Source organism: Bacillus cereus group sp. BfR-BA-01492, from assembly GCF_022662815.1.
GTDB lineage: Bacteria > Bacillota > Bacilli > Bacillales > Bacillaceae_G > Bacillus_A > Bacillus_A cereus_BD.
This window is the reverse complement of the sequence record NZ_JAKUEH010000028.1, coordinates 1-22,092: the sequence shown is the minus strand read 5'-3', so window position 1 is coordinate 22,092 and position 22,092 is coordinate 1. Positions and strand designations below refer to the sequence as shown.

The following is a 22,092-nucleotide window of genomic DNA, read 5'->3' as shown; positions in this document are numbered from 1 at the left end:
CTTTTTAAATTCTGCATTAAATTTCTTGTTTGCCATACGGACACTTCCTCCTTGAAATCCATTGTAAGGACTTAACTAAGTTGTGTCCATATGACTATACTAACTCCATTTTTATTTTTTATTGGGATATTAATCCACATTTTAACTTCCCCCATAATGCTTATTCCTGCATTATTTATTATCTTTCTGATATTTCAGCATAAAAAACAACTTAAAGCTCAAAAGATTTATATGGAACAACTTCGCCAATCCAATATTAATCAAATTGATCAAATGAATGGCCGACAATTTGAAGAATACTTAAGTTCTTTATACCAATCCCTCGGATACCAAACAGAAGTTACCAAAGGTTCTGGTGACTTTGGAGCTGACTTGGTTTTAAAAAATAATGGTACAAAAATCGTTGTACAAGCAAAACGCTATAAAAATAAAGTCGGTATTCAATCAGTACAAGAAGTTGTTGGAGCTAAAAGATATTACAACGCTGCTCATGCTTGGGTTGTAACTAATAACTATTTCACAGAACCTGCACGTAAATTAGCACACGCAAATGATGTATTACTTATAGATCGTGACCTATTGATTAAATTAAGTGCGCAAGTAAATCGAGAAAAAGCACCAACCCGTGCTGAAAGATATATATCTAATTAATTTGGACACTCCTGTTAGTGTCTTTTTTTATAACCTTTTCGCTATCTCATACACAACATCCACAGTTACTCCATAACCAGTTTGTTTATACAATCGACTTTTCAATGTAACTATAGCCACCTTATCAAAATATGTAATTTTGCATATTCTGTACTTTCAATTTTCATACATGCAATAATTTATTTATAAAAATACAAAGCATTAATAAGGATGATTTATATGAACAAATTCCGGAAAAGGTAATTAAATCTTTACAAACATTTTGGGGATGCTTAGCATTCGGTATATTAATGTTTGCTATCTTCTTAATTATGGATTTAACAGATACACCCTTAAATACATTAGGCTGGAGAGACTGGCTAGGTTCTGTAGTAGGTGCAGCCATTGTAGCTGTTGGAATGTTTACTTTAAGTAAATTGGATTTAAAATAAATATTCCGTCAATAATATAGATACACCAGTCTCCAATTCCCCTGGAGATGAGCAGTTAGCTTTTGCTAGCCGCTCTTTTGTTTGTAACCTAGTCAGGCTTCTTTTACTTTCCACTTCCGAAAAACTCGTCTACCCACTTTTCAACTTTTACAACTTCTTGCCTTAATTGTTCTGCTAACTCCGCGATTTCAGCTTGAGCACCTTTCCCTTTTCTACGTTTATTGTAGAAGTCTACAAGTCCCCTCAAGTTAACTATTAAGACTAAATTAGTTGTTGCTGCGTTTGGCAGTACACTGCGAGCATCCTCAGCAGGAATTCCTAATGTTCTAAGCAAATCATAATCACTTTGTATTTTGTACATCATTTCGTTGTAAGCTTTAACTATTTGTTCTCCTTTTGCTTTAACCGTTTCAGGCACTACAAAATCAAAGCCACCTATCTTATCATTACTTCCCATGCGTACATATCTTTGAGATTGGACTGAGTAACTAAACCCTACACGGTGACGTGTTAACTGTGTAAGTAATGCTCTGCTAATTCCTTCTACTGCGAAGGTATATGTTAAATGCTCCAGTGTTGAAGTATGCCCCGAACCTACAATATGTCTAATGAGCCGATCTACTTCTTTTCCACCTTTTCCATCAGTTGCTTTTCCTTTAAAGTACTTCTCTCCCTCTAAAGTTGCAATCCTACTAGGTCTATTTGGCGAGTAGCACGTACGGATTGCTGATAAAGCTATCACTTGCCCATGAGTAGGATTAAACCCTTCCTCTCCAAGACCAGATACATGAGACAAGAACTTAACAAACTCCTCAGATAATTGCGTATGTGCTAGTAGCTTTACATCCATATTTGAATTCTCCATTTCTTAATAAATTTGTAACCTTGTTAGACAAGTTTTTATATACTGTAATTAGTCCTTTCTTATAAATTAAGCTCGTCACTTGAATTATAAAAATGGGTTTACATCCTATAACCTTTTCAGGAATCATCCATATTTTATTTCTGAAAAAGTGCTTTGTCTTACTGAAAGGTGGTTGCGGAAACAACCGCCTTTTTATTTATGGCACAATGAAATTTCTATTAAGATTTACACTTCACCTCTTCAATCAGCCAAGACACGATATTATAATCATTAGCTTCCACCCTTAAAGATGTTCCGTTTAAAAAGCATCCCTTCATATCCTCAAGTAATTCTTCAGCAGCTTCAATTCGTTCCATATCTATTCTCCTTTCTACTAAAAATGAAGTTTTTGTTTAGTTTTCTTTCCGCTTGTCCTCTCGTTGTTCGATATACCCTAGAAAATATTCTGTAGTCTGTTTGATTTCGTTTGTTAAATTTTGAATACCGTTTTCAGCTTTTTCTTCATCAATATAACCTTCTTGTGATAGATGAAATAATAGCTCTACTTTAGCAACCATTTCCGCTATATTTGTTGCATGACCCTTTGCGTAATTGAGTCTATATTGGCTTAATCCATGTTTCACTTTCATAACCATTCTCCCTTCCCAAATAGCGTTTTTGTTTAAAAATTACTCTGATTCAATTCCCACATGTTATAATCTGCATAATTCATTTTTCGGGAAAGGATAACAAAATGAGAGAATACTTTGGTTTTATTTCAATGTTTTTAACTGCATTCTTATTTTTCAATCTGTATTTTGCCGGTCCTTTTTTAATTTTGATACCTATCTCAATTGTTTTAGCTATTTTTGCTCCGAAAGGTACAGCTAAAACGTTTGCTTTTGTTGGTTTAATAATTTTTGGCATTTTCTTCGCTTGCATATACATCTTCATTTATTATATTTAGTGCTTAACTGAAACTCATTTCAGACAATACCTTTCTCTAAAATAACTATTTTATTAAAAACCCTTAATGAGCTACTCCTTACAGTTTTGTAATATTAATGTCACTAAAATCAATTTTTTCACTATAAACTCTTTACTATAATTTTCTATATACACAAACAAGGAGAGAGTTATATGAAAAAATCATTAGTTATATCTGTATTATTCGCACTGTTTTCTAGTTTTGCTATTGGATGTGAAAGATCACCTACTATAAATAGAATGGGAACCGAACAATACTATGTACAAATTACAAACAACGGTGAGATAAAAAAGAACCAACGATTCTATACTTTATCTACTTATAATCAGGATGGGGTAGAAAAAACAGTTACGTTTGGAAGTGTAAAACCCGAAAATAAACCCCTTAAAGAAAATGCCTTCATACGTCTTTATGTCGATCAAAAAGATAAAAACAATACAGAGATAAATCATAGAGAGATAAAATCCTACGAAGAAGTTCAAAAAGACGATTTACCTTCAAAAGTAAAAGAAAAATTACATATTGAATAGCTACCCAATCAACATAAAAGATAATCTCTTATACATGATAGAGTGTCTTTTATGTTGATTTTTTCACCTTCCATCATCATGCAAAGGCCTAGACCTTTCACCCTTTAACAATTTACTTTTCAACAAAATAACGCTTTTGTTTAATTTATATTTTAAAAATTCATTTTCATAAGACCTGCCCCTATATGCTATACTCACTCTTAAATAATTTTATAAGGAATGTTAAAAATGAATGATAGATCCTCAAGACAATGGAAAATGCAACAAAAATTAAAGAAATTGAAAACAAAAAACAAGAATGATACAAACCCTTTGTTTACTGAATGTCTTGAATCCTTAGGAGACAAAACTCTAATTTTTTCTCAGGAGAAAAGCCAGCAGATTGCTAATAATTTAATTAATTTATTTCCTATAACCGTCTCTGGAAAAATAGATTGGGAACAGATAGACAATCAATTAATAGCCTCAAACAAAGAACAACTAATTTCCCTTATTAGAGCAAATCAACTAGATTTTGATGAACAGATTTTTATATTATGGGATAACTATGAAATTCCTGTAGTAAGTACAAATCTTGATAAAGTATTCCAATCACTCATTGACATTGATGCAGTCAGTTTTTATTACTGGCTATTAGATAAGGAATATAGATTCGTAATTGAAATAAAAAATGAAGAAATGAATAGAGTTGGTTTCCGCTAATACTCTAATCATCTTTCCTCATTCTGTTGTTCTATAAAATTCAAATTTCATTAATATCCGTTATCCTGTCTCTCAAAGTTTTCCGCATTCTTCTCCTTATACGAATTAATAACATCCTCATAAGTAAATCCGTACAAATAGCAAATACGAAAGAAGATGCCAAACGCTCTTCTCAAATGTCCCATCGTTGTAGTTAAATCTCTGTATTGGCACCATGCCCTTTTTGCAGTCAACACATCTTGCATGTACCATTCGAACAGCATATTTACATTACTTGTATCTTTTCTCATAATTGATTGCATGCTGAACGATGGAATAAGTTCATGTCTCCATGTACATTTATCTAATTCGATTACAATGTTCATAAGAAAATGGAGACCATCAATTAACTCTTCTAATAGTCCATTCTTAGGAACTCCAAATCCTGTACTCCACATCTTAAACGCTCGGGTTTCATTCCATGCTTCACTGATTTCCACTAGTAATGCACGAAACAACATATCCATTTTGCCATTTCCTTTTTAAAGCTCACTCTTCTCCCTCCAACAATTCCACTAACTCCTCAAACGAGCATTCGAATAAATCTCGAAGCCCGTCTTTGGATTTATAAATACCTCTATCAATCAGTTGATCTATGATGTGTTGGTGCAAAATTACCCCACCATGTCCTCGACACAAAATTGTAATTCCATACTTTTCACTGGAAAGTATTTTACTGGAGTATCTTTTTCATTAATTGCTACACAACCTAAAACACCCTCAAATTTATTATCCTCAGTCTGAACAACTACTTTATATAGGACATCTTCACGTTCACAAATATCACCTAATTTAAACTCGTCCATTTTACGATCCTTCTTATAAAACATCATGAAACGCTCAAATTCTTCTAACTCTTCATCAGTTGCCTTTCGGAATGTACGTCCTTGATATCTTTTGAAAGAACATCCATTTTCATAGAAACGATATTCCCCTACTTTTAACCCCATGACTAAGTAATACTTAGTTTGAGTCTCTTCTTTTAAAATTCCGTACCATTTCCCATTTGAGCTTTCCATTACGAACATTTCACCGTACTCTAAATTCAATGGCTTTTCATAATCTACAAACTCGTTTTCAAAAAAGAAGTTCATACCGATTGCAGACGGTACAATACGCTGACTACTAATTCCCAAAACCTCATGTTTACCCTTTTTTAATGTGTGTGCAAAATAATCATTCTTTTCTTTAATCCAATTCGTTTTCATTCTTTCAATCGCTTCAAATCCTGTATATGTTTTCATTCTTTCTCCTTCGCTTTCTTTAACATTTCTTCAATCCGTTTTCCCGTAGTATTTTTATAGTCTTCACATGACCATTCAGCGTTGTTTGTCGGAGATGGTGTAAATACCACTCCCCAACTACTAACGCTTGAAATATGGACATCAGGACGAATTACAGTAATGGTCATATTAATCTGTCTCCCCTTTAAAAAGGTAACTTTCTTTTTCGCTTATCTCTTGTATACTTAAACTCAATATGCCTGTATGTGTTGAACATACGTGACGTAATACGGTCATCGTAAGCTTTCATCACAGCTTCTCCTGTTAGGTTTGTTGTAATGATAGTTTTCTTCCCCTGTCTTCCATCAAAGACCTTAAACAGTACACGATTCACGAATGCAGTTGCCTTTGGATCCGCAGCATCCATATCGCCTAGTTCCGCACCTAAGTCATCAATAACTAATAAATCTACACTAATTAGTAAATTAACAATGCTATGCTCAGATTCCTCAGATTGCCCATTGAACGTAGAACGTATGTAGTCAAATAGTTCTGATACAGAAACATAAAGAACAGTTCCTGCGCTATTCTCATTCATTTCATGAGCAATTGAATAGGCAAGATGACTTTTACCAGCACCCACTTTTCCAACTAGAATTAAATTAAACCTCACATCATTCAAGTAATCCTCAAGTGCTCGTTTTGCTAAGGTGTAATTCTTTTCATCCTCTTCACAGTCAGATTTAAAAGTTGAGAATCTAGCAAGTTTAATTGTTTCATCTTTAATCAAGCTCTTATCGTAAAACATACTTTTACGTTTTCTCTGTTCCTTCTCATCTCGAAATACATTCATTTCAGCTTCTAACTTTTGATTGTCTTCTGCCAACTTACATACCGGGCAAACTACTTCATCATTTATCTTCATGTATCTAACAGTACGTTTACGTTCTTTTTTACAAACCTCACATGTATCAGAAAGGAAGATCATCTTCTTCGAAAGGGTCTTTGCTATATCTGTTACCTTTACTAGAGCCATGTTTTCCTTCCACCTTTCCTTGTTGTAAATAGCCTTCAAACTTTGTACCAAATAACGTTTCTGGTCTTAGGTACTTTGCTTGTTCCGTCCTTAGCCATTCTCTAGCTTTTGTATCAATCACAGTTTTAAAGTCATCCACGGTGAATCCTTCTACTAATCTAGTTTTAATCAATGTTTGTGTTTTCTTAGATGTTAAACGGTAACTACTACCACACACGTCGTTGAGATAGTTTACTATCTCGACTATATATTCTTTAATCTCTGATGTAGTCTCTGTGTTAGTCTCTGGTATTGGTTTACCCAAATTGGGTACATCCATTTGCCCATTTTGGGTAGACCGTCTACCCAAGTTGGGTACATCGTTTGTGGATTCTAACAAACGGAGTTTTTCATAATTAATGGAATACCATTTCGTCTTATCAAACTTAGCTCGATTATAATTACCTATAACAAGAAGCTGTTCATCCTCTAAATTCTTTACAATACGTCTAATGGTGTTCTCACTCCAAAACGGAAATTGTTTAACCCATTCTGCCACACTGTTATATACCCAGTTTCTTTCATCATAAAAATGCTTAGATCTGTTTAACCAATAGTGTATCTGTTGTAAAAATATAGCTTCATTCAATCCAATTTTCGTTGCCAATCTTGGAAGAACAAGTAATGGTTCTTCATGAATTAATAAATTACTCATCTCTTCACCTTCCTCATAACAACTTCATAATAGAATCCACGGTCACGATCCATCACAAGGCAACCTTTAAACAGATGAGGATTTTCATCATTTCTATGTTTAACTGTTTCTAACACCTTTCGAATAGGAAATAAGTAATCAAACCCTTCATTCTCTAAACGACGACAGCGCTTAAGTAATTCAGATAACCTTTTATCACGTAAATACCGAGTACCTAAACCTCTATTCAAAGCAATTGGCATTGAACCATCTCTTACTATCGTTTTCATTTCAGTCACCCACCTATTGTGCTTGCTGTTGCTTTTCTTTTGCTTCGTTTATCCACGATGTTATTGTTTTTTGTAACTGAGATGCTTGTTGCACTGTCATTCCTTTGAAAGATTGAATTCCTAATGACTGTTTTACAGTGTTTTTCGTTTCTTCAAATGACATGTTATATACTTCCGACAACTCTCTAATTTGCACATGAATTGCTTTTATTCTTTGTTCATTTGCAACCTCTGCCTGTCTAGATTGCTCCTGTTTTGGAACATCTAGTTGCTTAGCTGCTTGTTTAGGTTCATCATCATGTGGAATATCTTCACCCGAATAGATGTATAAACCTAATCCGTGTAGTGCAATTGCTTTTGCTAGACACCTTTGAATCGAGGTGTTTATTTGGAATGACGTAGGTTTTGCGATTGGCTTATTATAGTTATCCAATACAGGATGAATTTGCGAACGTGTGATGTTATTTACCGTTACCTCAACTTCAACAAAGTGTCCAACCTCTGTTTTCATATAAGGTAATCCATCGAATCTAACCACTTGCCATGTAGCATCAGGATGTTTTTTCAAGAGTTGGTCTACAGCCCATGACCAGCTCAGATAACTAAAACGTCCCTTCTTCTCAACATGTTTACTGACGTCAATAACTGCTAATTCTGCAAAGTAATTTTTAGTTTCACTCATCGGATTCTCACACTCTCACCTTGTTTTAATGAAATACCATCCCACTTCATACCATTCTTAATCGCTAGTAATAATGCTTTTTTATCTACCTTTGGATCCTGTGGAATCATGTATTCTGTTGGAATAACTGCATCCTCTGCAATATCTAGACTTGCTGGATTCTTTTGAATACCTACTGTTATCAATGCACCTTTAATACGTCTTTTATCCACAGCAACCATTTGATGATATAAATAGTCCTTAATATTTTTACAGTTGTTCTCAAAAGACTTACGACGTTCAGCCAAGCGATTCTCTTCTCCTTTAATCACTTCAACTTGCGCTTCAATATTGCGAATCAATAACGCTGCACCTTGTACTTTATCTTCAATTGCTTCACTGATTGATTGAAGTGTATCGTTAATTACTTCCGGATCTGCCCCGTCTTCAATCATTTGCTGTAATTGATTGAAGCTAGTAGTTAATTCGTACAATTTCATAGTTTTATATCCTCCTAGAACGGCATACTGCCATGCGGTTTATTAGTTAATATGGTAATCACATAATCTATATCTAACTTTCTACAGGTATCTGCTTCCTGTGCGGATATAAGTTTCAAGCTACTTACAGCCTTTTCAATCTGCTTTTTTAGTAATTGGTTTTCTATTGTCTCTTCCACGTAATCACCCCATGTGATATACTGACTTTGGATTTGTTTTTTTAATGGAACCCACTGCCATGGGTTTCTTTTTATTTATACAAAACCTTTTGAATAACATCCTCTTTAATGCCAACCTCTCGCATACGCTCTACAACGTGCTGAACTCTATCATTTTCTTTCTTTTTAAATATCAATTCCTTTAATTGCTTATCACACTCTTTTGCCTTTTCTCCACATGCCTCATACTCTTTACAAACCTCATAGAATTCTTTCGTTTTACCCTCTACATTTTTCTTACTTGCAATACGAGTTAACAAAAATTGATTCTTTATGTAGTTCTCCTTCTTATTACGTAATGATTTCGCTAACTCCGCATCCTCGGGTAACACTAAATTTTCAATTCCCACTAGATTCACCAGCCTTTTTAAAAAGAGCAATTAGACATACAAACCTATTTTCAATTAATCGACATTTCTTTTTATATTCAACGTTATCTTTAAGTTTTAGATTGTAAAATTCCAACATATTAAGATAATCTGACACCTTTACCTCTTTATAATTAATTAATAGATTCATAGCATTCCTTTCCTTTCTTTCCAATTTTCTCACTTCTATTGATTACCCTTTTATACTTTTGCAGCTCAAAATAACCTATAAGATGACCTTCATTCCAAAATATAGTAAAATTATTATTTAGGAGGAGGTGAAATACATGGAAAGACAGCCTGTTTTATCTAGCCGTATGTCAAGTGTCGGTTGGGAAAATGATGTACTTGAAATACAATTTAAAGATGGTTCTATTTATCAATATTCTGATGTTTCACATTCAGAATATATTAGTTTTATAAATTCACCATCGCTTGGTTCAGCTTTATCCAGATTAGATAAAGTTCACAACTATTCTCGTGTACTTTAATACTCAAAATGCTCATTCTGAAAAAGAGTGGGCATTTATACTTTGAGACAGGTGAGCAAACTAGTTGTTCTACATTATTTAAGAGCACTTCTTACTATCTAAATGATATTTTTGAATCAAAGTTTGATTAATAGATTCATTACCTTCCTTCCATTCTCTCTTCCGCCCATTCTCCTAAGAATGCTTGTACTTGTTTTGCTGGGAAATACCATTTCTTACCCACTTTGAATTTTGGGAAGCGTGGGTCAAAGAAAAACTGATCCTGAATTGTATTCCACGACATACATACACGTTTTTTAAGCTCCTTAGTATCCCAAAAGGCTAACTCAGCATCGTACTCTTTAACCTTCTTTTGAATTTCTTCCACACATAATTCCTTCACAACATTTTCATCAACTTGAACATTAAACATAATTATTCCCTCCTTATTTTTTTAACCATTGATTCTGAGACGTTTATAAAGTGCAATTATTTTCTACAAAGAAATCCTGAGAACGCAATTTTGCGTTTTCTAAAAGCTTTTAAATCATCGGCCTCCAACCATTTATAAAATTCAATGCTTCCTCAAAATCCTTCTTCAAAATGTCGCGGTAACTATTTACATTGAATGCATCTTTCAAATTACGCCCTAGTAATCCGAATAGCTTGCGAGTAGAATCATGTACTTCACTATCTACATGACCGTTCTCCCATAAAAAATAGATTCGTTTTGCTTTCGTTTTTTCAATCACTCTTTGCTGTCCGTAATCTACAGTTAATTGCTTTTCAACTACCTGCTCTAATGAAGAAACTCTTTTATTTAAATTACTAGTTCCAGCTGCTAACAACTCTATTTGTCCAAATGTATCCCCAGGAACTTGCATTCTTTTTTCAATATGTTTTTTCATTCTTTTAAACTCTCGTAGAAACTCTATTTTCATTCTCATAGCTTCCGATGTCACATAAGCCATTACAACAATTGCAAATGCATCTTCTGTTAAAAGATACTTTTTATACCACTGTTTGTTTTGAGAATGTTGATACTGGGTCTGCCCAAAGTTGGACTCACCCCAAGTTTGCTCTCCTGCTTCTTTTAATTTCTCTAGTTGCACTTCAATGTCGCGTACAACATGTTTATGCTCTTTCTCAAACATTTCAGCAATTGTTAAACTATCAGTTACCACCTGTCCATCATTTTCAAAAACTAATACATTGTTTTCACTTATTACAGCTAACTCACCCATTATGAAACCTCCTTGTTATTATTTTTCTCAGACCAACAAGCTGCTAGAAAGAACTTAAAGTTCGATTTATTACTAAAAAAAATATCATCGATATTCATATCAAAAAACTTTGCAATCTTCCTAGCCGTTTCCATTGAAGGCGTTCTTTCCTTTTGATCGATCATTCGAATATATCGTTCAGTAACTCCACAATAACTTGCAATTTCTTTATATAAGTTTTTTTGTGGGTAGTTTATTTTGTTTTTCATTTAGTCACCTCCAAAAAGAACTATATGTTCTAAATATAGATTACAGAACTTTTTGTTCTATACCAATGCAAAAAAGAACAATTTGTGCTAAACTTTTTCTAAAGTGAACAATTAGTTCAATTAGAGAGGTGAACAATATGATAGGTCTTAGAATAAAATCTTTACGAAAAAAAGAAAATCTAACACAAAAACAGCTCGCTGAAAAAATTGGAGTATCCCAAAGGATGATAGGCTACTATGAATCAGAAGAAAGATTCCCTCCACATGATGTCCTAAGTAAATTAGCTGATTGTTTTTCAGTTTCTGCTGACTATTTACTAGGACGAGCTGTTACAGACCAACCCAAAGAGCAATTAACACAGAAAGATGAAAAAGACATAGCAAAAAGAATGGAAGAAATAAAAAAGGATCTTCAAGGTGAAGACGGATTAATGTTCTCTGGTGAGCCTATGAGCGAAGAAGCCGTAGAATCTTTATTAGATGCAATGGAGTACATCGTGAAACAAACTAAAGTAATCAATAAAAAATACGTTCCTAAGAAATATCGTAGTACTGACGATAACTGATGCGAGCTTAGGAGGGAAAACATTGAAATTCGTCATAAGAGATCTAGTCCAACAACTTTGCACAAAATACAACACGACAAACCCCTATGAGCTTGCAGATTACTTAAAAATAAATGTACTAACTTGGGATTTACACGAAGAAATAAACGGATTTTATAAATATGAAAAAAGAAATCGTTTCATTGTTATTAATAATCATTTGTCTCCATCCATGCAAAGAACTGTTTGTGCACATGAATTAGGACATGCAATCCTACACACTCATGCAAACACACCTTTTCTTCGTAAGAATACATTCTTTTCAGTTGATAAATTAGAGATAGAAGCAAATACGTTTGCTGCGCTTTTGTTAATTGATAAAAAGACCATTCAACCTGGTGATACAAAAGCATGTATAGCATACAAAAATGACATTCCAGTTGAACTGTTAGAATTTTATAAGCCTTACTAAAGGAGGTAAGATATTTTGATTATTGATTTAAATGCTGAACGAGAAAAACGAAAGAAACGCACCATCAAACAAGAAGAATTTAAAAAGATCCCTATCGTTGAGAAAATCCATATTGTTGATGGTGAAATAAAATATGAAGTTTCGGGTTATAAAGAGACTCCTGTGAAGTGGTTGGATGAGTAATCTAGCCACTTTACAATTATAAGGAAAGAGGGAATGTTATAATGGCTAGCTTCAGAAAATTCGGAGATGTTTGGGAATTCCGAGTAAGATTTAAAGACCCTTATACTCAAAAATACAAAGAGAAATCAAAACGTGGATTCAAGACAAAAAAAGAAGCACAACTTGCGGCTGCTGAAGAAGAAAAGAAATTATTAAACGGTTTAGAAGTTGAGATTACTCCTACTTCTTTAAAACATTACCTTAGAGACTGGTTAAAATTATTTAAGCAAGATAATGTAAGAAAAAACACCTTTATCTTGCATGAACGTAACATCGAAAAGCATATCATCCCCTACTTTCAAAACATGAACCTAAAAGAACTCAAACCAATGATGTATCAAAAATTTATTAATTCCTTAACTGATCAGGGTTACAGTAAGCGAACTGTTCAAATTATCCATGGCACAATGAACAATGCTATGAAAAAGGCTGTTAGCTTAAAAAAATCGAGAACAATCCTTGTGAAGAAGTGGTTATTTCAAATAAGAACAATAAAGAAAGAGAAGGGCTAAAATATATGCGAAGTGAAGACGTTCCCCTTTTCTTAAAGACTTCTTATCAATACAACTATATTTATTACATCTTTTTCAAGGCACTTCTGAATACTGGTATGCGTAAAGGTGAAGCTGCTGCTTTACAATGGAAAGACATAAATTTAAAAGAACATACTATTACTATTTCTAAAACATTGGATTTTACAGCTAAAACAAAAGAAGAATTATTTGGAGATACAAAAACATTTACTTCTAAACGTACAATCATGATTCCTAAATCATTAGTCGATGAACTGCTGGCACATAAAAAGTGGCAAAATGCTAATAAGCTTGTTTTACAAGATGCATATGAACATGAATTAGATTTAGTCTTTTCAAGAGTAGATGGAAAGTTCTTACCGAAGTCAACATTGTTCAATGCATTCTCACGCATACTTAAGAAAGCAAATTTACCTAGATTAGAAATACATTCATTACGACACACCCACGCGGTTCTTTTATTAGAGTCTGGTGCCAGTATGAAATACATTCAAGATCGACTAGGACATAAGAGTATAGAAATCACTTCTAACGTTTATTCTCATATTAGCGACAAAATTAATAAGGATTCTATTTCGGGGTTTGAAGCTTATATGAATAATGTATTGGGGTAACTTTGATATTTTTGTGGGTGTTTTGTGGGTGAATTACTCTTCTTTCAAATAAAAGTGTTTTACCCACAAAATAAAAAAACCCTCAACACTTGTGTGTCAAGGGTTTGAGCCTCTTAGTAAAGAGACATATATTGATCGCGTTCCCATTGGTGAACTTGCGTTCTAAACATATCCCATTCAATCTCTTTCGCTTCGATGAAGTGTTCGAGTAAGTGTTCACCTAATGCTTTACATATCACTTCGTCAGATTGCAGTGTAAGTAATGCTTGCGCTAATGTTGCTGGTAAGTCAACGATTCCTGCTTCTTCACGCTCTTCTTTTGTCATGACATAGATGTTGCGGTCTACTGCAGCCGGCGGAGTTAATTTGTTTTTAATTCCGTCAAGACCTGCTGCTAATAATGTTGCCATTACTAGATATGGGTTTGCAGCTGGGTCAACACTACGCACTTCGACACGTGTACTTACACCGCGAGATGCTGGAATACGTACTAATGGGCTACGGTTTTGTGCTGACCATGCTACGTAACAAGGTGCTTCATATCCAGGTACTAAACGTTTGTAAGAGTTTACCGTTGGATTTGCCACCGCTGTAAATGCTGGCGCATGTTTTAAAATACCTGCAATAAAGTGACGTGCATCATCACTTAATTGTAAGTCGCCGTTTTGATCGTAAAATACGTTTTCTCCATTTTTAAATAATGATAAGTTGCAGTGCATACCAGAACCATTTACTCCAAATAGTGGTTTTGGCATAAATGTCGCGTGTAAACCGTGTTTACGAGCAATTGTTTTTACAACAAGCTTAAATGTTTGAATGTCATCACATGAACGGATTGCACTCGCATATTTAAAATCAATTTCGTGTTGTCCTGGTGCAACTTCATGGTGAGACGCTTCAATTTCAAAGCCCATTTCTTCAAGTTCAAGAACGATATCACGACGACAGTTTTCCCCTAAATCCATCGGCGCAAGGTCGAAGTATCCACCGTTATCATTTAGTTCTAATGTTGGATTTCCTTTTTCATCAACTTTAAATAGGAAGAATTCTGGCTCTGGTCCAAGGTTGAAGTCTGTAAAACCTAACGCTTCCATCTCTTTTAGGACACGTTTTAAGTTATTACGTGGGTCCCCTTCAAACGGAGTTCCATCAGCATTATAAATATCACAAATTAAACGAGCTACTTTCCCTTTTTCAGCAGTCCAAGGGAAGATTACCCAAGTATCTAAATCTGGATATAAGTACATATCGGACTCTTCAATACGTACGAACCCTTCGATTGAAGACCCATCAAACATCATTTTGTTATCTAATGCTTTTGTTAATTGGCTTACTGGAATTTCTACGTTTTTAATTGTTCCTAAAAGATCCGTAAACTGCAAGCGGATGTATTTTACATTCTCTTCTTTCGCTAAACGAAAAATATCTTCCTTCGTATACTTTGCCATTATAAATTCCTCCTTAGTCCCTCTAATCACCTTCAGAATCAGTAATCCTTAGTGAAAAAACCTCGAAATATCACCTTGTCGTAATGAAGTTCGATTGAATCGACCAGTATGTTGCAATTCATCTCGAAGAATTCTACGAAGCTCAGCTTTTGAAATTTCTTTCGTTTCTTCTTTTTCTTTCACTGCTTCTGTTTGATTTTCTTTCATTTGTAATACTTGTTTAATACCAGCCATGTTTAGCCCTTGATCTAACAAGTCTTTAATTTCCAACAACTTATCTACATCGTTAAATGAAAACAATCTACGATTTCCCTTTGTACGGGTTGGAGAAATCAAATTGTGTTCTTCATAGTAGCGAATTTGACGAGCAGATAGCTGTGTTAAATCCATTACAATCCCAATAGGAAACAGCGGGGCAGAACGTCTATCTTCTTTCATTGTTTCAGTTCCTCCTTCGCCTTAACTGTTTCTCATTTTATATCATGTTATGTTTCATGTCAATACATGTTAGCTTTTCTTACACGATTTTTTATAAATTTTTTTACTCTTTTTTAAAATCGAAAATAAACGAAAAAAGCTGCCGAAAAAATCGACAGCTTTCCCTCAAGAAATCGTTAATAAGTTTTTTTCAATTAGTGCATCAATTGCAGAACAAATTGCAATCTTAACATGAGAATACGTTAAACCACCTTGCACATAAGCAACATATGGCGGACGAATCGGACCATCTGCCGATAACTCAATACTCGCACCTTGAATAAACGTACCCGCAGCCATGATCACATCATCTTCATAGCCAGGCATATAATTCGGATACGGTGTAAAGTGCGAATTAATAGGAGATGCATATTGAATCGCTTGACAAAACGCGATCATCCGCTCTTTATCATCAAATTGAACAGATTGAATTAAATCCGTTCTTGGAGCATCCCAAGTTGGCGATGTATTCATCCCTAGCTTTTGTAAAAAGGCCGCGGTAAAAATCGCTCCCTTTAGCGCTTGACCAGCAACATGCGGCGCTAAGAAGAAACCTTGGTACATCTCCTGCAAACTATATAAAGACGCACCTGCTTCCGCTCCAATACCTGGAGATGTCAGGCGATATGCACAAGCTTCTACATATTCTTCTTTTCCGACAATATAGCCGCCTGTTTTTACAATACCGCCGCCTGGATTTTTAATAAGAGAACCCGCCATTAAGTCCGCTCCCACATGACATGGCTCTTGCTCTTCAATAAATTCACCGTAACAGTTGTCTACAAATACAACAACATCTGGTTTGATTTCCTTTACAAATGAAATCATTTCTTTTATTTCTGCGACTGTAAATGATGGACGAGTTGCATATCCTTTCGAACGCTGAATCCCAATCATTTTTGTTTTTTCATGAATCGCAGCTTCCACTGCTTTAAAATCAACGCGACCTTCACTTGTTAACGGAACTGCATGATATCCAATGTTATATTCTTTAAAAGAACCAACACCTTTACCACGTACACCAACAATCTCTTCTAACGTATCATATGGCTTTCCTGTAATATATAATAACTCATCACCTGGGCGTAATATACCAAATAACGCTGTCGAAATTGCGTGCGTACCTGAAATAATTTGCGGACGAACAAGTCCAGCTTCCGCTCCAAATACATCTGCATACACTTTTTCTAACGTATCTCGCCCAATATCATCATAACCATACCCTGTTGTCGGGATAAAATGTGAATCACTAATTTTATATTTACGAAAACTTTCTAATACACGAAATTGATTACTTTCAATCACTTCATCCACACGTTTATGTATGTCTTGAATTTGGCTTTCTACTTCTTTTACAATTGGAGCCAGTTTTTCTCCATTTTTCAAACGATCAAACATGATGTTTCTATTCTCCTTTTCCCACTAAAAATCTTTGCAATGATTCGTTGAGTGCCGAATGAGTAAATATATACCCTGTACACTCATATAACAATTCAGTTTCTTTAAATGCCATGCTCGTTAATACCGTATCTGTTTTTAAAAGTGTCAACAATCTCCCCTCACTTGGAGGAATCTTAACTTTATACGGTTCCATCTCTTCAATCATTTTCTTTTCCACTGCCTGTTTTAAATGGAATAAGTCATTTTCTTCAAATGCACTTGTCATAAGAAAATCGCTTTTCGGAAATGGAATAAAATTTTGATGTAATTTGTCTTTCTTGTTATACACTGTAATAACTGAAATATAATCCATCCCGAGTTCCGTTAATAATTGTTTTACCGTTTGTTCATGTCCTGCATAATTCGGATCTGCAGCATCAACAACATGTAAAATGACATCAGCTTCGCCGGCCTCTTCCAAAGTCGAACGAAATGCAGCAACTAATGAAGTCGGTAAATCTTGAATAAATCCAACTGTATCAGTAAGCAATACTGTATACCCACAAGGCAATTGCATTTTTCTTGTCGTTGGATCTAGCGTTGCAAACAGTAAATTTTCTTCGAATGTATCTGCTTCCGTTAATCTGTTAAATAACGTAGACTTCCCGGCATTCGTATAACCAATTAACGCTATTTGAAATGTTTGATTATTTTTTCGCCGTTCACGATATCTTTTCCGATGTTCTACAACGACCGCTAACTGCTTCTTAATTTCATCAATACGGGACCGAATATGTCTTCGATCTGTTTCCAGTTTCGTTTCCCCTGGGCCTCGCGTACCAATTCCGCCTCCGAGCCGTGATAACGCTAATCCTTGTCCCATAAGACGCGGCATCATATATTGCAATTGAGCAAGCTCAACTTGCAACTTCCCTTCTCTTGATTTTGCCCGCTGAGCAAAAATATCTAATATGAGTTGCGTTCGATCAATGACTCTCGCATCTAAAACAGAAGATATATTACGAATTTGGCTAGGTGTTAATTCATTGTTAAATATAATAACATCCGGTTCTAATTCCTCTGAAAGCGTAACAAGTTCCTCTAATTTCCCTTTTCCAATATAAGTGGCTGGATGAAATTTTAGGCGTTTTTGCGTTGTAGAAAGAAGAACTTCCGCACGCGCCGTCTTTGCAAGTGAAGCGAGCTCTGTCATGGAATACATAAACCGTTCATCATCATCTTGTGGTAATTGACAACCAACTAATATGACTTTTTCTTTTTCTTCCATCAAATATATTCACTCATCCTTTTCGAATTTTAAGCCTTCTAATATAATAGCAGAGGAAGCACATTTCATCTAGTTAGCGGGGGAGAAAATTCATGGCATGGGAGATTTTTAGTATCATTGGTACAATCGCTTTTGCGCTTAGCGGAGCAATTGTGGCAATGGAAGAAGATTATGATATTTTTGGAGTATATATTTTAGGAATGGCAACTGCATTTGGGGGAGGTGCCCTCCGCAATTTACTCATCGGCTATCCAATCGTCGCGTTTTGGCAACAAGATATGCTTTTTCAAATCGCACTATTGTCAATGACAATTATTTTTTTATTTCCTAATAAATTAATTAAACATTGGAAAAGATGGGAAAACATCACAGATGCTATCGGTTTATCTGCATTTGCGGTACAAGGTGCACTTTATGCACAAAAGCTTCATTTACCTATTAGCGCTACAATTGTTGCAGCTGTTTTAACAGGAATTGGCGGTGGTATCATTCGAGATTTACTAGCACGCCGTAAACCTCTCGTCCTTCGTGCAGAGGTCTATGCTTTTTGGACGATTTTAGCAGGTTTTTTAATCGGTGCCAAAATAATCGTAAGTGACTGGGCTCTATATACATTGTTTATTTTCATTGTTTGCTTCCGGATGATTTCCATTCATTATAAATGGCACTTACCACATAGACGATTGGAAAATAAAGAGCGTTCCCTTCATAAATAGCAAGCCTACCTCTTTACTACGTAACGTAAAGAGGTTTTTTCTTTTCCATTGTTTTTTTCTCTTGAGAGTGCTCATACTAAATTTTAAAGAGAGGTGAATCTAATGACCAATCATGTAAACAAAGGAGCTCAAAAAAGCTCTGTTAATCAAATTGAACACGATCCTAATTCTGCGCATGAAAAAAGTTTGAAGATGGAGCGCTATCATAATGCCTATCAACGAAAAGCAAAAGAAAAATAGGAGGTTTTTTAATGGCTAAAGGAAATAATAAACGAAATCGCGGGCAAAGTAGTAGTGTTAATCCTCAAGGACTTACATCAGATGTAGCAGATCAAAGTCCGAAAAGCAAATTAGAACACCGCGCAAAAACAAAAAATACGAAATAAAAATAGACGCACAGTTTAGAAACTGTGCGTTTCCTCTTCAAGTGTTAAATCACTACTCGTTATCCCAATCAAATCACGTTTATCATACGCATCCTCTTGTAATAAACGCATCGCTTGTGTCCGAATGGATTTCTCCACAATATTCCGAACGTAACGCCCATTACTAAAAGATGTAATTTGGGATGAATATTTTACAGCATGTAAATGGTCTCGGAACTTCCACTCCGCCTCTTTCGATAACTGATACTCTCGCTCATCATACATTCTTTTTCCGATTTCCAACAATTGATTTACTGTATAATCAGCAAACTCAATAATAAAAGGGAAACGCGATTGTAAACCTGGATTTAAAGAAAGGAAATGATTCATTTCCCTTGAATATCCAGCTAAAATTAATACAAAACCATGTTGCTTATCTTCCATATGCTTTACAAGTGTATCAATTGCTTCTTTTCCAAAATCTTTTTCTCCACCACGCGCTAATGAATACGCCTCATCAATAAACAAAATGCCACCCATTGCTTTTTTTATTAAATCTCTTGTTTTTTGTGCGGTATGTCCGATATATTCACCAACAAGATCCGCACGTTCTGCCTCAACTAGATGACCCTTCGATAACACATTCATCTCAAATAGCAATTTTCCAATCAATCTTGCAACGGTTGTTTTTCCTGTGCCAGGATTCCCTTTAAATAACATGTGCAGTACTTGTTTCTCCGATTTCAGTCCTGCTTCTTGCCTTTTTTTATTCACATAAATCCAAGCATAGATTTCTTTTATGATTTTTTTAATTTCTTCCATTCCAACAAGTTTTCCCATCTCTTCTTCAATCTTCTGCAGCATCTCATGTTTTGTAGCTGTTTCATTAGAAAGAAGCGCCTTATTTTCCGAAGCAGGTACTGAAAATTTTTTTCGGTGATTTAACACAATATTAATTTGATTATTATTTTTCTTTCGCATTGATTGTTCCATGCGCTCACCTCTTTTTATCTACTCATCCAATAATACTATTCATATATTCACCTTATAAACGGCTATTTTCAGAAAAGTTTGCTATAATATAAGAAATAACTAGGGTGGTGGAACTATGGAAACAACAGAGCTCCATGATACAGTGCAAGCCTTTTCTACTTTTTTATTAAGTAAAGGTAGAAAGCCTTCAACCATTAAAAGGTACGTTTATGATATTGAAGATTTCGGACATTGGCTGAAAAAAAACAAAAGGCTTCCCTCTAGTAATATATGGTCAACACTTTGTACAAAAGACTATGAAGATTATTTTTATGATTTAAAAATGAAGCGGCACTACTCCGAAAAAACGATGCACCGTGTATTTATCGTGTTAAACAGATTGTATCAATTTTTAAACCTACCGAATCCATTAAAAAATATGGAAATCGTCATTCAACCGAATCGAGCGTTACGAGATGAAGATTTTATTTCATCAGAAGAGGAACAACGTTTAAAGCGCATCGTTACTTCACTAGAGGGATTATCAGAAAAACAGCGGTCTGTCCGTCCATTACTAATAGATCGTAATATTTCCATTTTAATTTTACTCATTGATTATGGTTTATCTTTACAAGAACTTGTATCACTAAATATGCATCATATTCATTTTGAAACAAACTCGATTTCTGTCCCTGCAGTTTCCGGGATAGAAAGAACTGTAATCTTAACTATCGACGATAAGAAACAGCTATACACTTATTATAAAAATATCCCTGAGCCAGTTCGACCTAACTACCATAGCGATGATCCCTTTTTCATTGCGTTTGATTTTAACCGCGGTACATATCGTTGGGTATACGAAAATGATGCACCGAAGGCACTGACTGAAATTGCAATTCAAAAAATGATTCGCCTTGAAGTAAAACGAGCTAACTTACGTAAAGGCATTTCCAGCCAGCATTTTCGAAATACGTTTATTTTACGATTAATCAAACAACAAACACCTGAACAAGAAATTATAAAATTAGTCGGCTTTAAATCGAAAATTTCCTTAAAAAGATATTATCACTATGCAACCCAAACAGAAAATGCCTAAAAATAGGCATTTTCTTTATTTTTTTGGAAACAAGCCACTTTCACTAGTCACGATTGTTTCATGTTTGCATTTACTATTATGAATTCGTTCGTATCCCAAAAGAAAGGAGAAAAAAGAATGTCTTATTTTGATAGCCATAATAAACTACCTAAGCCATGTTTTCCCAACAATTCTGGACGCATCCCAATCTTAAGCTCCATTCCGATTTCTAAATCCCAACTTCGAACATTCCGAGCGATTATCTCCCATTTAACAAAAACCATCCCTGACTTATTCCTTAATCCCTCTCCATCGACCATTGAAGATTTTATAGATACATTATGCTTATTAAAAAAGTTTATTAAATGTTTAGAGACTTCTTCTTCTCAAAAGGCAATCGGACTTGCGATTATAAAAAATTTAATAACCATATTAGAAAATCCCACATTTGTTCCAGGTGCTGTATTTATTGAACTTCAAAACTTGGTCAACTATTTACTATACATCACTAAATTATTTCGATTAGATGATGGTATACTTCAATGCATCATTGATCAAATTGAAGAACTACAACTTATACTCATTGAATTTGCACCATTCGGAACAATTGGTCCTACTGGTGCGACTGGGCCTACGGGGCCTACGGGACCTCAAGGCACAGGTGCGACTGGCGCGACTGGACCTCAAGGACCTCAAGGTATTCAAGGACCTACTGGCGCGACTGGACCTCAAGGACCTCAAGGTATTCAAGGACCTACTGGCGTGACTGGACCTCAAGGGCCTCAAGGTATTCAAGGACCTACTGGCGCGACTGGACCTCAAGGACCTCAAGGTATTCAAGGACCTACTGGCGTGACTGGACCTCAAGG

The 22,092-nt window shown here is 35.0% G+C and carries 35 protein-coding genes and 2 pseudogenes; 14 read left to right on the top strand and 23 right to left on the bottom strand.

Annotation, left to right across the window (positions count from 1 at the left end):
• Positions 1-156 precede the first annotated feature (156 nt).
• The gene (locus tag MR063_RS20655; protein ID WP_242201170.1) at positions 157-651 is read left to right on the top strand and encodes a restriction endonuclease; all 495 of its coding nucleotides are present in this window, start codon (positions 157-159) and stop codon (positions 649-651) included.
• A gap of 219 nt (positions 652-870) precedes the next feature.
• Positions 871-1,082, top strand: a pseudogene (locus tag MR063_RS20650) (hypothetical protein).
• 103 nt (positions 1,083-1,185) lie between these two features.
• Here MR063_RS20650 and thyX read toward each other — a convergent pair.
• The 4 genes from thyX to MR063_RS20630 form a co-directional block, all read right to left on the bottom strand.
• Positions 1,186-1,932, bottom strand: a complete 747-nt coding sequence (gene thyX, locus MR063_RS20645; protein ID WP_242201166.1) for an FAD-dependent thymidylate synthase — start codon at positions 1,930-1,932, stop codon at positions 1,186-1,188.
• Positions 1,933-2,165: 233 nt separating this feature from the next.
• Positions 2,166-2,303 carry a hypothetical protein gene (locus MR063_RS20640; protein ID WP_176548030.1) on the bottom strand — a complete coding sequence of 46 codons (138 nt, stop codon included), beginning with the start codon at positions 2,301-2,303 and terminating at the stop codon, positions 2,166-2,168.
• A gap of 36 nt (positions 2,304-2,339) precedes the next feature.
• Positions 2,340-2,576 carry a hypothetical protein gene (locus tag MR063_RS20635; RefSeq protein ID WP_242201162.1) on the bottom strand — a complete coding sequence of 79 codons (237 nt, stop codon included), beginning with the start codon at positions 2,574-2,576 and terminating at the stop codon, positions 2,340-2,342.
• A 79-nt stretch (positions 2,577-2,655) separates the two neighbouring features.
• Positions 2,656-2,868, bottom strand: a complete 213-nt coding sequence (locus MR063_RS20630) for a hypothetical protein (RefSeq protein WP_242201159.1) — start codon at positions 2,866-2,868, stop codon at positions 2,656-2,658.
• A 198-nt stretch (positions 2,869-3,066) separates the two neighbouring features.
• Between MR063_RS20630 and MR063_RS20625 the strand changes: the two genes are divergently transcribed.
• Positions 3,067-3,444 carry a YxeA family protein gene (locus tag MR063_RS20625; RefSeq protein WP_113305001.1) on the top strand — a complete coding sequence of 126 codons (378 nt, stop codon included), beginning with the start codon at positions 3,067-3,069 and terminating at the stop codon, positions 3,442-3,444.
• A 228-nt stretch (positions 3,445-3,672) separates the two neighbouring features.
• Entirely contained in the window at positions 3,673-4,146 is a 474-nt protein-coding gene (locus tag MR063_RS20620) for a CDI toxin immunity protein (protein ID WP_242201156.1), read from the top strand.
• Between the two features lie 50 nt (positions 4,147-4,196).
• Here the strand turns inward: MR063_RS20620 and MR063_RS20615 are convergent, their stop codons facing one another.
• The 11 genes from MR063_RS20615 to MR063_RS22020 all read right to left on the bottom strand — a co-directional run bounded on the left by MR063_RS20615 (position 4,197) and on the right by MR063_RS22020 (position 9,305).
• On the bottom strand, positions 4,197-4,652 hold the full coding sequence (locus MR063_RS20615; protein WP_242201154.1) for a dUTP diphosphatase: 456 nt from the start codon (positions 4,650-4,652) through the stop codon (positions 4,197-4,199).
• Between the two features lie 22 nt (positions 4,653-4,674).
• Positions 4,675-4,797, bottom strand: a complete 123-nt coding sequence (gene fbpA / locus MR063_RS20610) for a Fur-regulated basic protein FbpA (RefSeq protein ID WP_000553934.1) — start codon at positions 4,795-4,797, stop codon at positions 4,675-4,677.
• Positions 4,798-4,799: 2 nt separating this feature from the next.
• On the bottom strand, positions 4,800-5,429 hold the full coding sequence (locus tag MR063_RS20605; RefSeq protein ID WP_242201152.1) for a hypothetical protein: 630 nt from the start codon (positions 5,427-5,429) through the stop codon (positions 4,800-4,802).
• Entirely contained in the window at positions 5,426-5,596 is a 171-nt protein-coding gene (locus MR063_RS20600) for a hypothetical protein (protein ID WP_078421105.1), read from the bottom strand. Before MR063_RS20600 ends, MR063_RS20605 begins: the two co-directional genes overlap by 4 nt.
• A gap of 17 nt (positions 5,597-5,613) precedes the next feature.
• Positions 5,614-6,444, bottom strand: a complete 831-nt coding sequence (locus tag MR063_RS20595; RefSeq protein ID WP_242201150.1) for an ATP-binding protein — start codon at positions 6,442-6,444, stop codon at positions 5,614-5,616.
• Complete coding sequence (locus MR063_RS20590) at positions 6,380-7,138, bottom strand: conserved phage C-terminal domain-containing protein (RefSeq protein ID WP_242201148.1); 759 nt, start codon at positions 7,136-7,138, stop codon at positions 6,380-6,382. The genes MR063_RS20595 and MR063_RS20590 overlap by 65 nt, the downstream gene beginning before the upstream one ends.
• The gene (locus MR063_RS20585) at positions 7,135-7,407 is read right to left on the bottom strand and encodes a hypothetical protein (RefSeq protein ID WP_000849731.1); all 273 of its coding nucleotides are present in this window, start codon (positions 7,405-7,407) and stop codon (positions 7,135-7,137) included. Before MR063_RS20585 ends, MR063_RS20590 begins: the two co-directional genes overlap by 4 nt.
• Before the next feature lie 13 nt (positions 7,408-7,420).
• Entirely contained in the window at positions 7,421-8,089 is a 669-nt protein-coding gene (locus MR063_RS20580; protein ID WP_242201146.1) for a DUF1071 domain-containing protein, read from the bottom strand.
• Positions 8,086-8,568, bottom strand: a complete 483-nt coding sequence (locus tag MR063_RS20575) for a siphovirus Gp157 family protein (RefSeq protein WP_242201145.1) — start codon at positions 8,566-8,568, stop codon at positions 8,086-8,088. The genes MR063_RS20580 and MR063_RS20575 overlap by 4 nt, the downstream gene beginning before the upstream one ends.
• A 250-nt stretch (positions 8,569-8,818) precedes the next feature.
• Entirely contained in the window at positions 8,819-9,136 is a 318-nt protein-coding gene (locus MR063_RS20570; RefSeq protein WP_242201173.1) for a hypothetical protein, read from the bottom strand.
• On the bottom strand, positions 9,126-9,305 hold the full coding sequence (locus MR063_RS22020; RefSeq protein WP_313929704.1) for a hypothetical protein: 180 nt from the start codon (positions 9,303-9,305) through the stop codon (positions 9,126-9,128). Before MR063_RS22020 ends, MR063_RS20570 begins: the two co-directional genes overlap by 11 nt.
• A gap of 136 nt (positions 9,306-9,441) precedes the next feature.
• Between MR063_RS22020 and MR063_RS20565 the strand changes: the two genes are divergently transcribed.
• On the top strand, positions 9,442-9,645 hold the full coding sequence (locus MR063_RS20565) for a KTSC domain-containing protein (protein ID WP_000441106.1): 204 nt from the start codon (positions 9,442-9,444) through the stop codon (positions 9,643-9,645).
• A 139-nt stretch (positions 9,646-9,784) separates the two neighbouring features.
• Here MR063_RS20565 and MR063_RS20560 read toward each other — a convergent pair whose 3' ends face one another.
• From MR063_RS20560 to MR063_RS20550, 3 genes are all read right to left on the bottom strand, one after another.
• Positions 9,785-10,057: a group-specific protein gene (locus MR063_RS20560; protein ID WP_113711012.1), complete on the bottom strand. Its 273-nt coding sequence runs from the start codon at positions 10,055-10,057 to the stop codon at positions 9,785-9,787.
• Positions 10,058-10,166: 109 nt separating this feature from the next.
• On the bottom strand, positions 10,167-10,868 hold the full coding sequence (locus MR063_RS20555; RefSeq protein WP_242201144.1) for a Rha family transcriptional regulator: 702 nt from the start codon (positions 10,866-10,868) through the stop codon (positions 10,167-10,169).
• Complete coding sequence (locus MR063_RS20550; RefSeq protein WP_242201143.1) at positions 10,868-11,116, bottom strand: helix-turn-helix transcriptional regulator; 249 nt, start codon at positions 11,114-11,116, stop codon at positions 10,868-10,870. The genes MR063_RS20555 and MR063_RS20550 overlap by 1 nt, the downstream gene beginning before the upstream one ends.
• 137 nt (positions 11,117-11,253) lie before the next feature.
• On the opposite strand from MR063_RS20550, the gene MR063_RS20545 reads away from it, so the two are divergent.
• From MR063_RS20545 to MR063_RS22015, 4 genes and pseudogenes are all read left to right on the top strand, one after another.
• Positions 11,254-11,682 carry a helix-turn-helix domain-containing protein gene (locus tag MR063_RS20545; protein ID WP_113759886.1) on the top strand — a complete coding sequence of 143 codons (429 nt, stop codon included), beginning with the start codon at positions 11,254-11,256 and terminating at the stop codon, positions 11,680-11,682.
• A gap of 22 nt (positions 11,683-11,704) precedes the next feature.
• Positions 11,705-12,133, top strand: coding sequence for an ImmA/IrrE family metallo-endopeptidase (locus tag MR063_RS20540; RefSeq protein WP_000673782.1), 429 nt, complete (start codon positions 11,705-11,707; stop codon positions 12,131-12,133).
• A gap of 15 nt (positions 12,134-12,148) precedes the next feature.
• Entirely contained in the window at positions 12,149-12,316 is a 168-nt protein-coding gene (locus MR063_RS20535; RefSeq protein WP_000582643.1) for a hypothetical protein, read from the top strand.
• A 41-nt stretch (positions 12,317-12,357) separates the two neighbouring features.
• Positions 12,358-13,502: pseudogene (locus MR063_RS22015) on the top strand (tyrosine-type recombinase/integrase).
• A gap of 113 nt (positions 13,503-13,615) precedes the next feature.
• On the opposite strand, the gene glnA reads toward MR063_RS22015, so the two are convergent.
• The 4 genes from glnA to hflX form a co-directional block, all read right to left on the bottom strand.
• On the bottom strand, positions 13,616-14,950 hold the full coding sequence (gene glnA, locus MR063_RS20520) for a type I glutamate--ammonia ligase (RefSeq protein WP_242201135.1): 1,335 nt from the start codon (positions 14,948-14,950) through the stop codon (positions 13,616-13,618).
• Positions 14,951-14,998: 48 nt separating this feature from the next.
• A complete protein-coding gene (gene glnR, locus MR063_RS20515; RefSeq protein WP_242201133.1) occupies positions 14,999-15,388 on the bottom strand; it encodes a transcriptional repressor GlnR in 390 nt (129 codons plus the stop codon).
• A gap of 165 nt (positions 15,389-15,553) precedes the next feature.
• Entirely contained in the window at positions 15,554-16,825 is a 1,272-nt protein-coding gene (locus MR063_RS20510) for a methionine gamma-lyase family protein (RefSeq protein ID WP_242201131.1), read from the bottom strand.
• A gap of 7 nt (positions 16,826-16,832) precedes the next feature.
• A complete protein-coding gene (gene hflX, locus MR063_RS20505) occupies positions 16,833-18,095 on the bottom strand; it encodes a GTPase HflX (RefSeq protein WP_242201129.1) in 1,263 nt (420 codons plus the stop codon).
• A 92-nt stretch (positions 18,096-18,187) separates the two neighbouring features.
• Between hflX and MR063_RS20500 the strand changes: the two genes are divergently transcribed.
• The 3 genes from MR063_RS20500 to MR063_RS21895 all read left to right on the top strand — a co-directional run bounded on the left by MR063_RS20500 (position 18,188) and on the right by MR063_RS21895 (position 19,197).
• Positions 18,188-18,811 carry a trimeric intracellular cation channel family protein gene (locus MR063_RS20500; RefSeq protein ID WP_242145861.1) on the top strand — a complete coding sequence of 208 codons (624 nt, stop codon included), beginning with the start codon at positions 18,188-18,190 and terminating at the stop codon, positions 18,809-18,811.
• Between the two features lie 102 nt (positions 18,812-18,913).
• The gene (locus tag MR063_RS20495) at positions 18,914-19,051 is read left to right on the top strand and encodes a hypothetical protein (protein WP_012094821.1); all 138 of its coding nucleotides are present in this window, start codon (positions 18,914-18,916) and stop codon (positions 19,049-19,051) included.
• Between the two features lie 11 nt (positions 19,052-19,062).
• Complete coding sequence (locus MR063_RS21895; protein ID WP_277927964.1) at positions 19,063-19,197, top strand: hypothetical protein; 135 nt, start codon at positions 19,063-19,065, stop codon at positions 19,195-19,197.
• A 15-nt stretch (positions 19,198-19,212) separates the two neighbouring features.
• Here MR063_RS21895 and spoVK read toward each other — a convergent pair whose 3' ends face one another.
• Positions 19,213-20,169: a stage V sporulation protein K gene (spoVK, locus tag MR063_RS20490; RefSeq protein WP_242145862.1), complete on the bottom strand. Its 957-nt coding sequence runs from the start codon at positions 20,167-20,169 to the stop codon at positions 19,213-19,215.
• Positions 20,170-20,284: 115 nt separating this feature from the next.
• Here spoVK and MR063_RS20485 point away from each other — a divergent pair, with 115 nt between their 5' ends.
• Together MR063_RS20485 and MR063_RS20480 are read left to right on the top strand one after the other, a co-directional pair.
• Positions 20,285-21,244 carry a tyrosine-type recombinase/integrase gene (locus MR063_RS20485; protein WP_242201126.1) on the top strand — a complete coding sequence of 320 codons (960 nt, stop codon included), beginning with the start codon at positions 20,285-20,287 and terminating at the stop codon, positions 21,242-21,244.
• 117 nt (positions 21,245-21,361) lie between these two features.
• Positions 21,362-22,092, top strand: a 731-nt coding sequence (locus MR063_RS20480) for a collagen-like repeat preface domain-containing protein (protein ID WP_242201172.1), incomplete at its 3' end; no start/stop codon positions are given.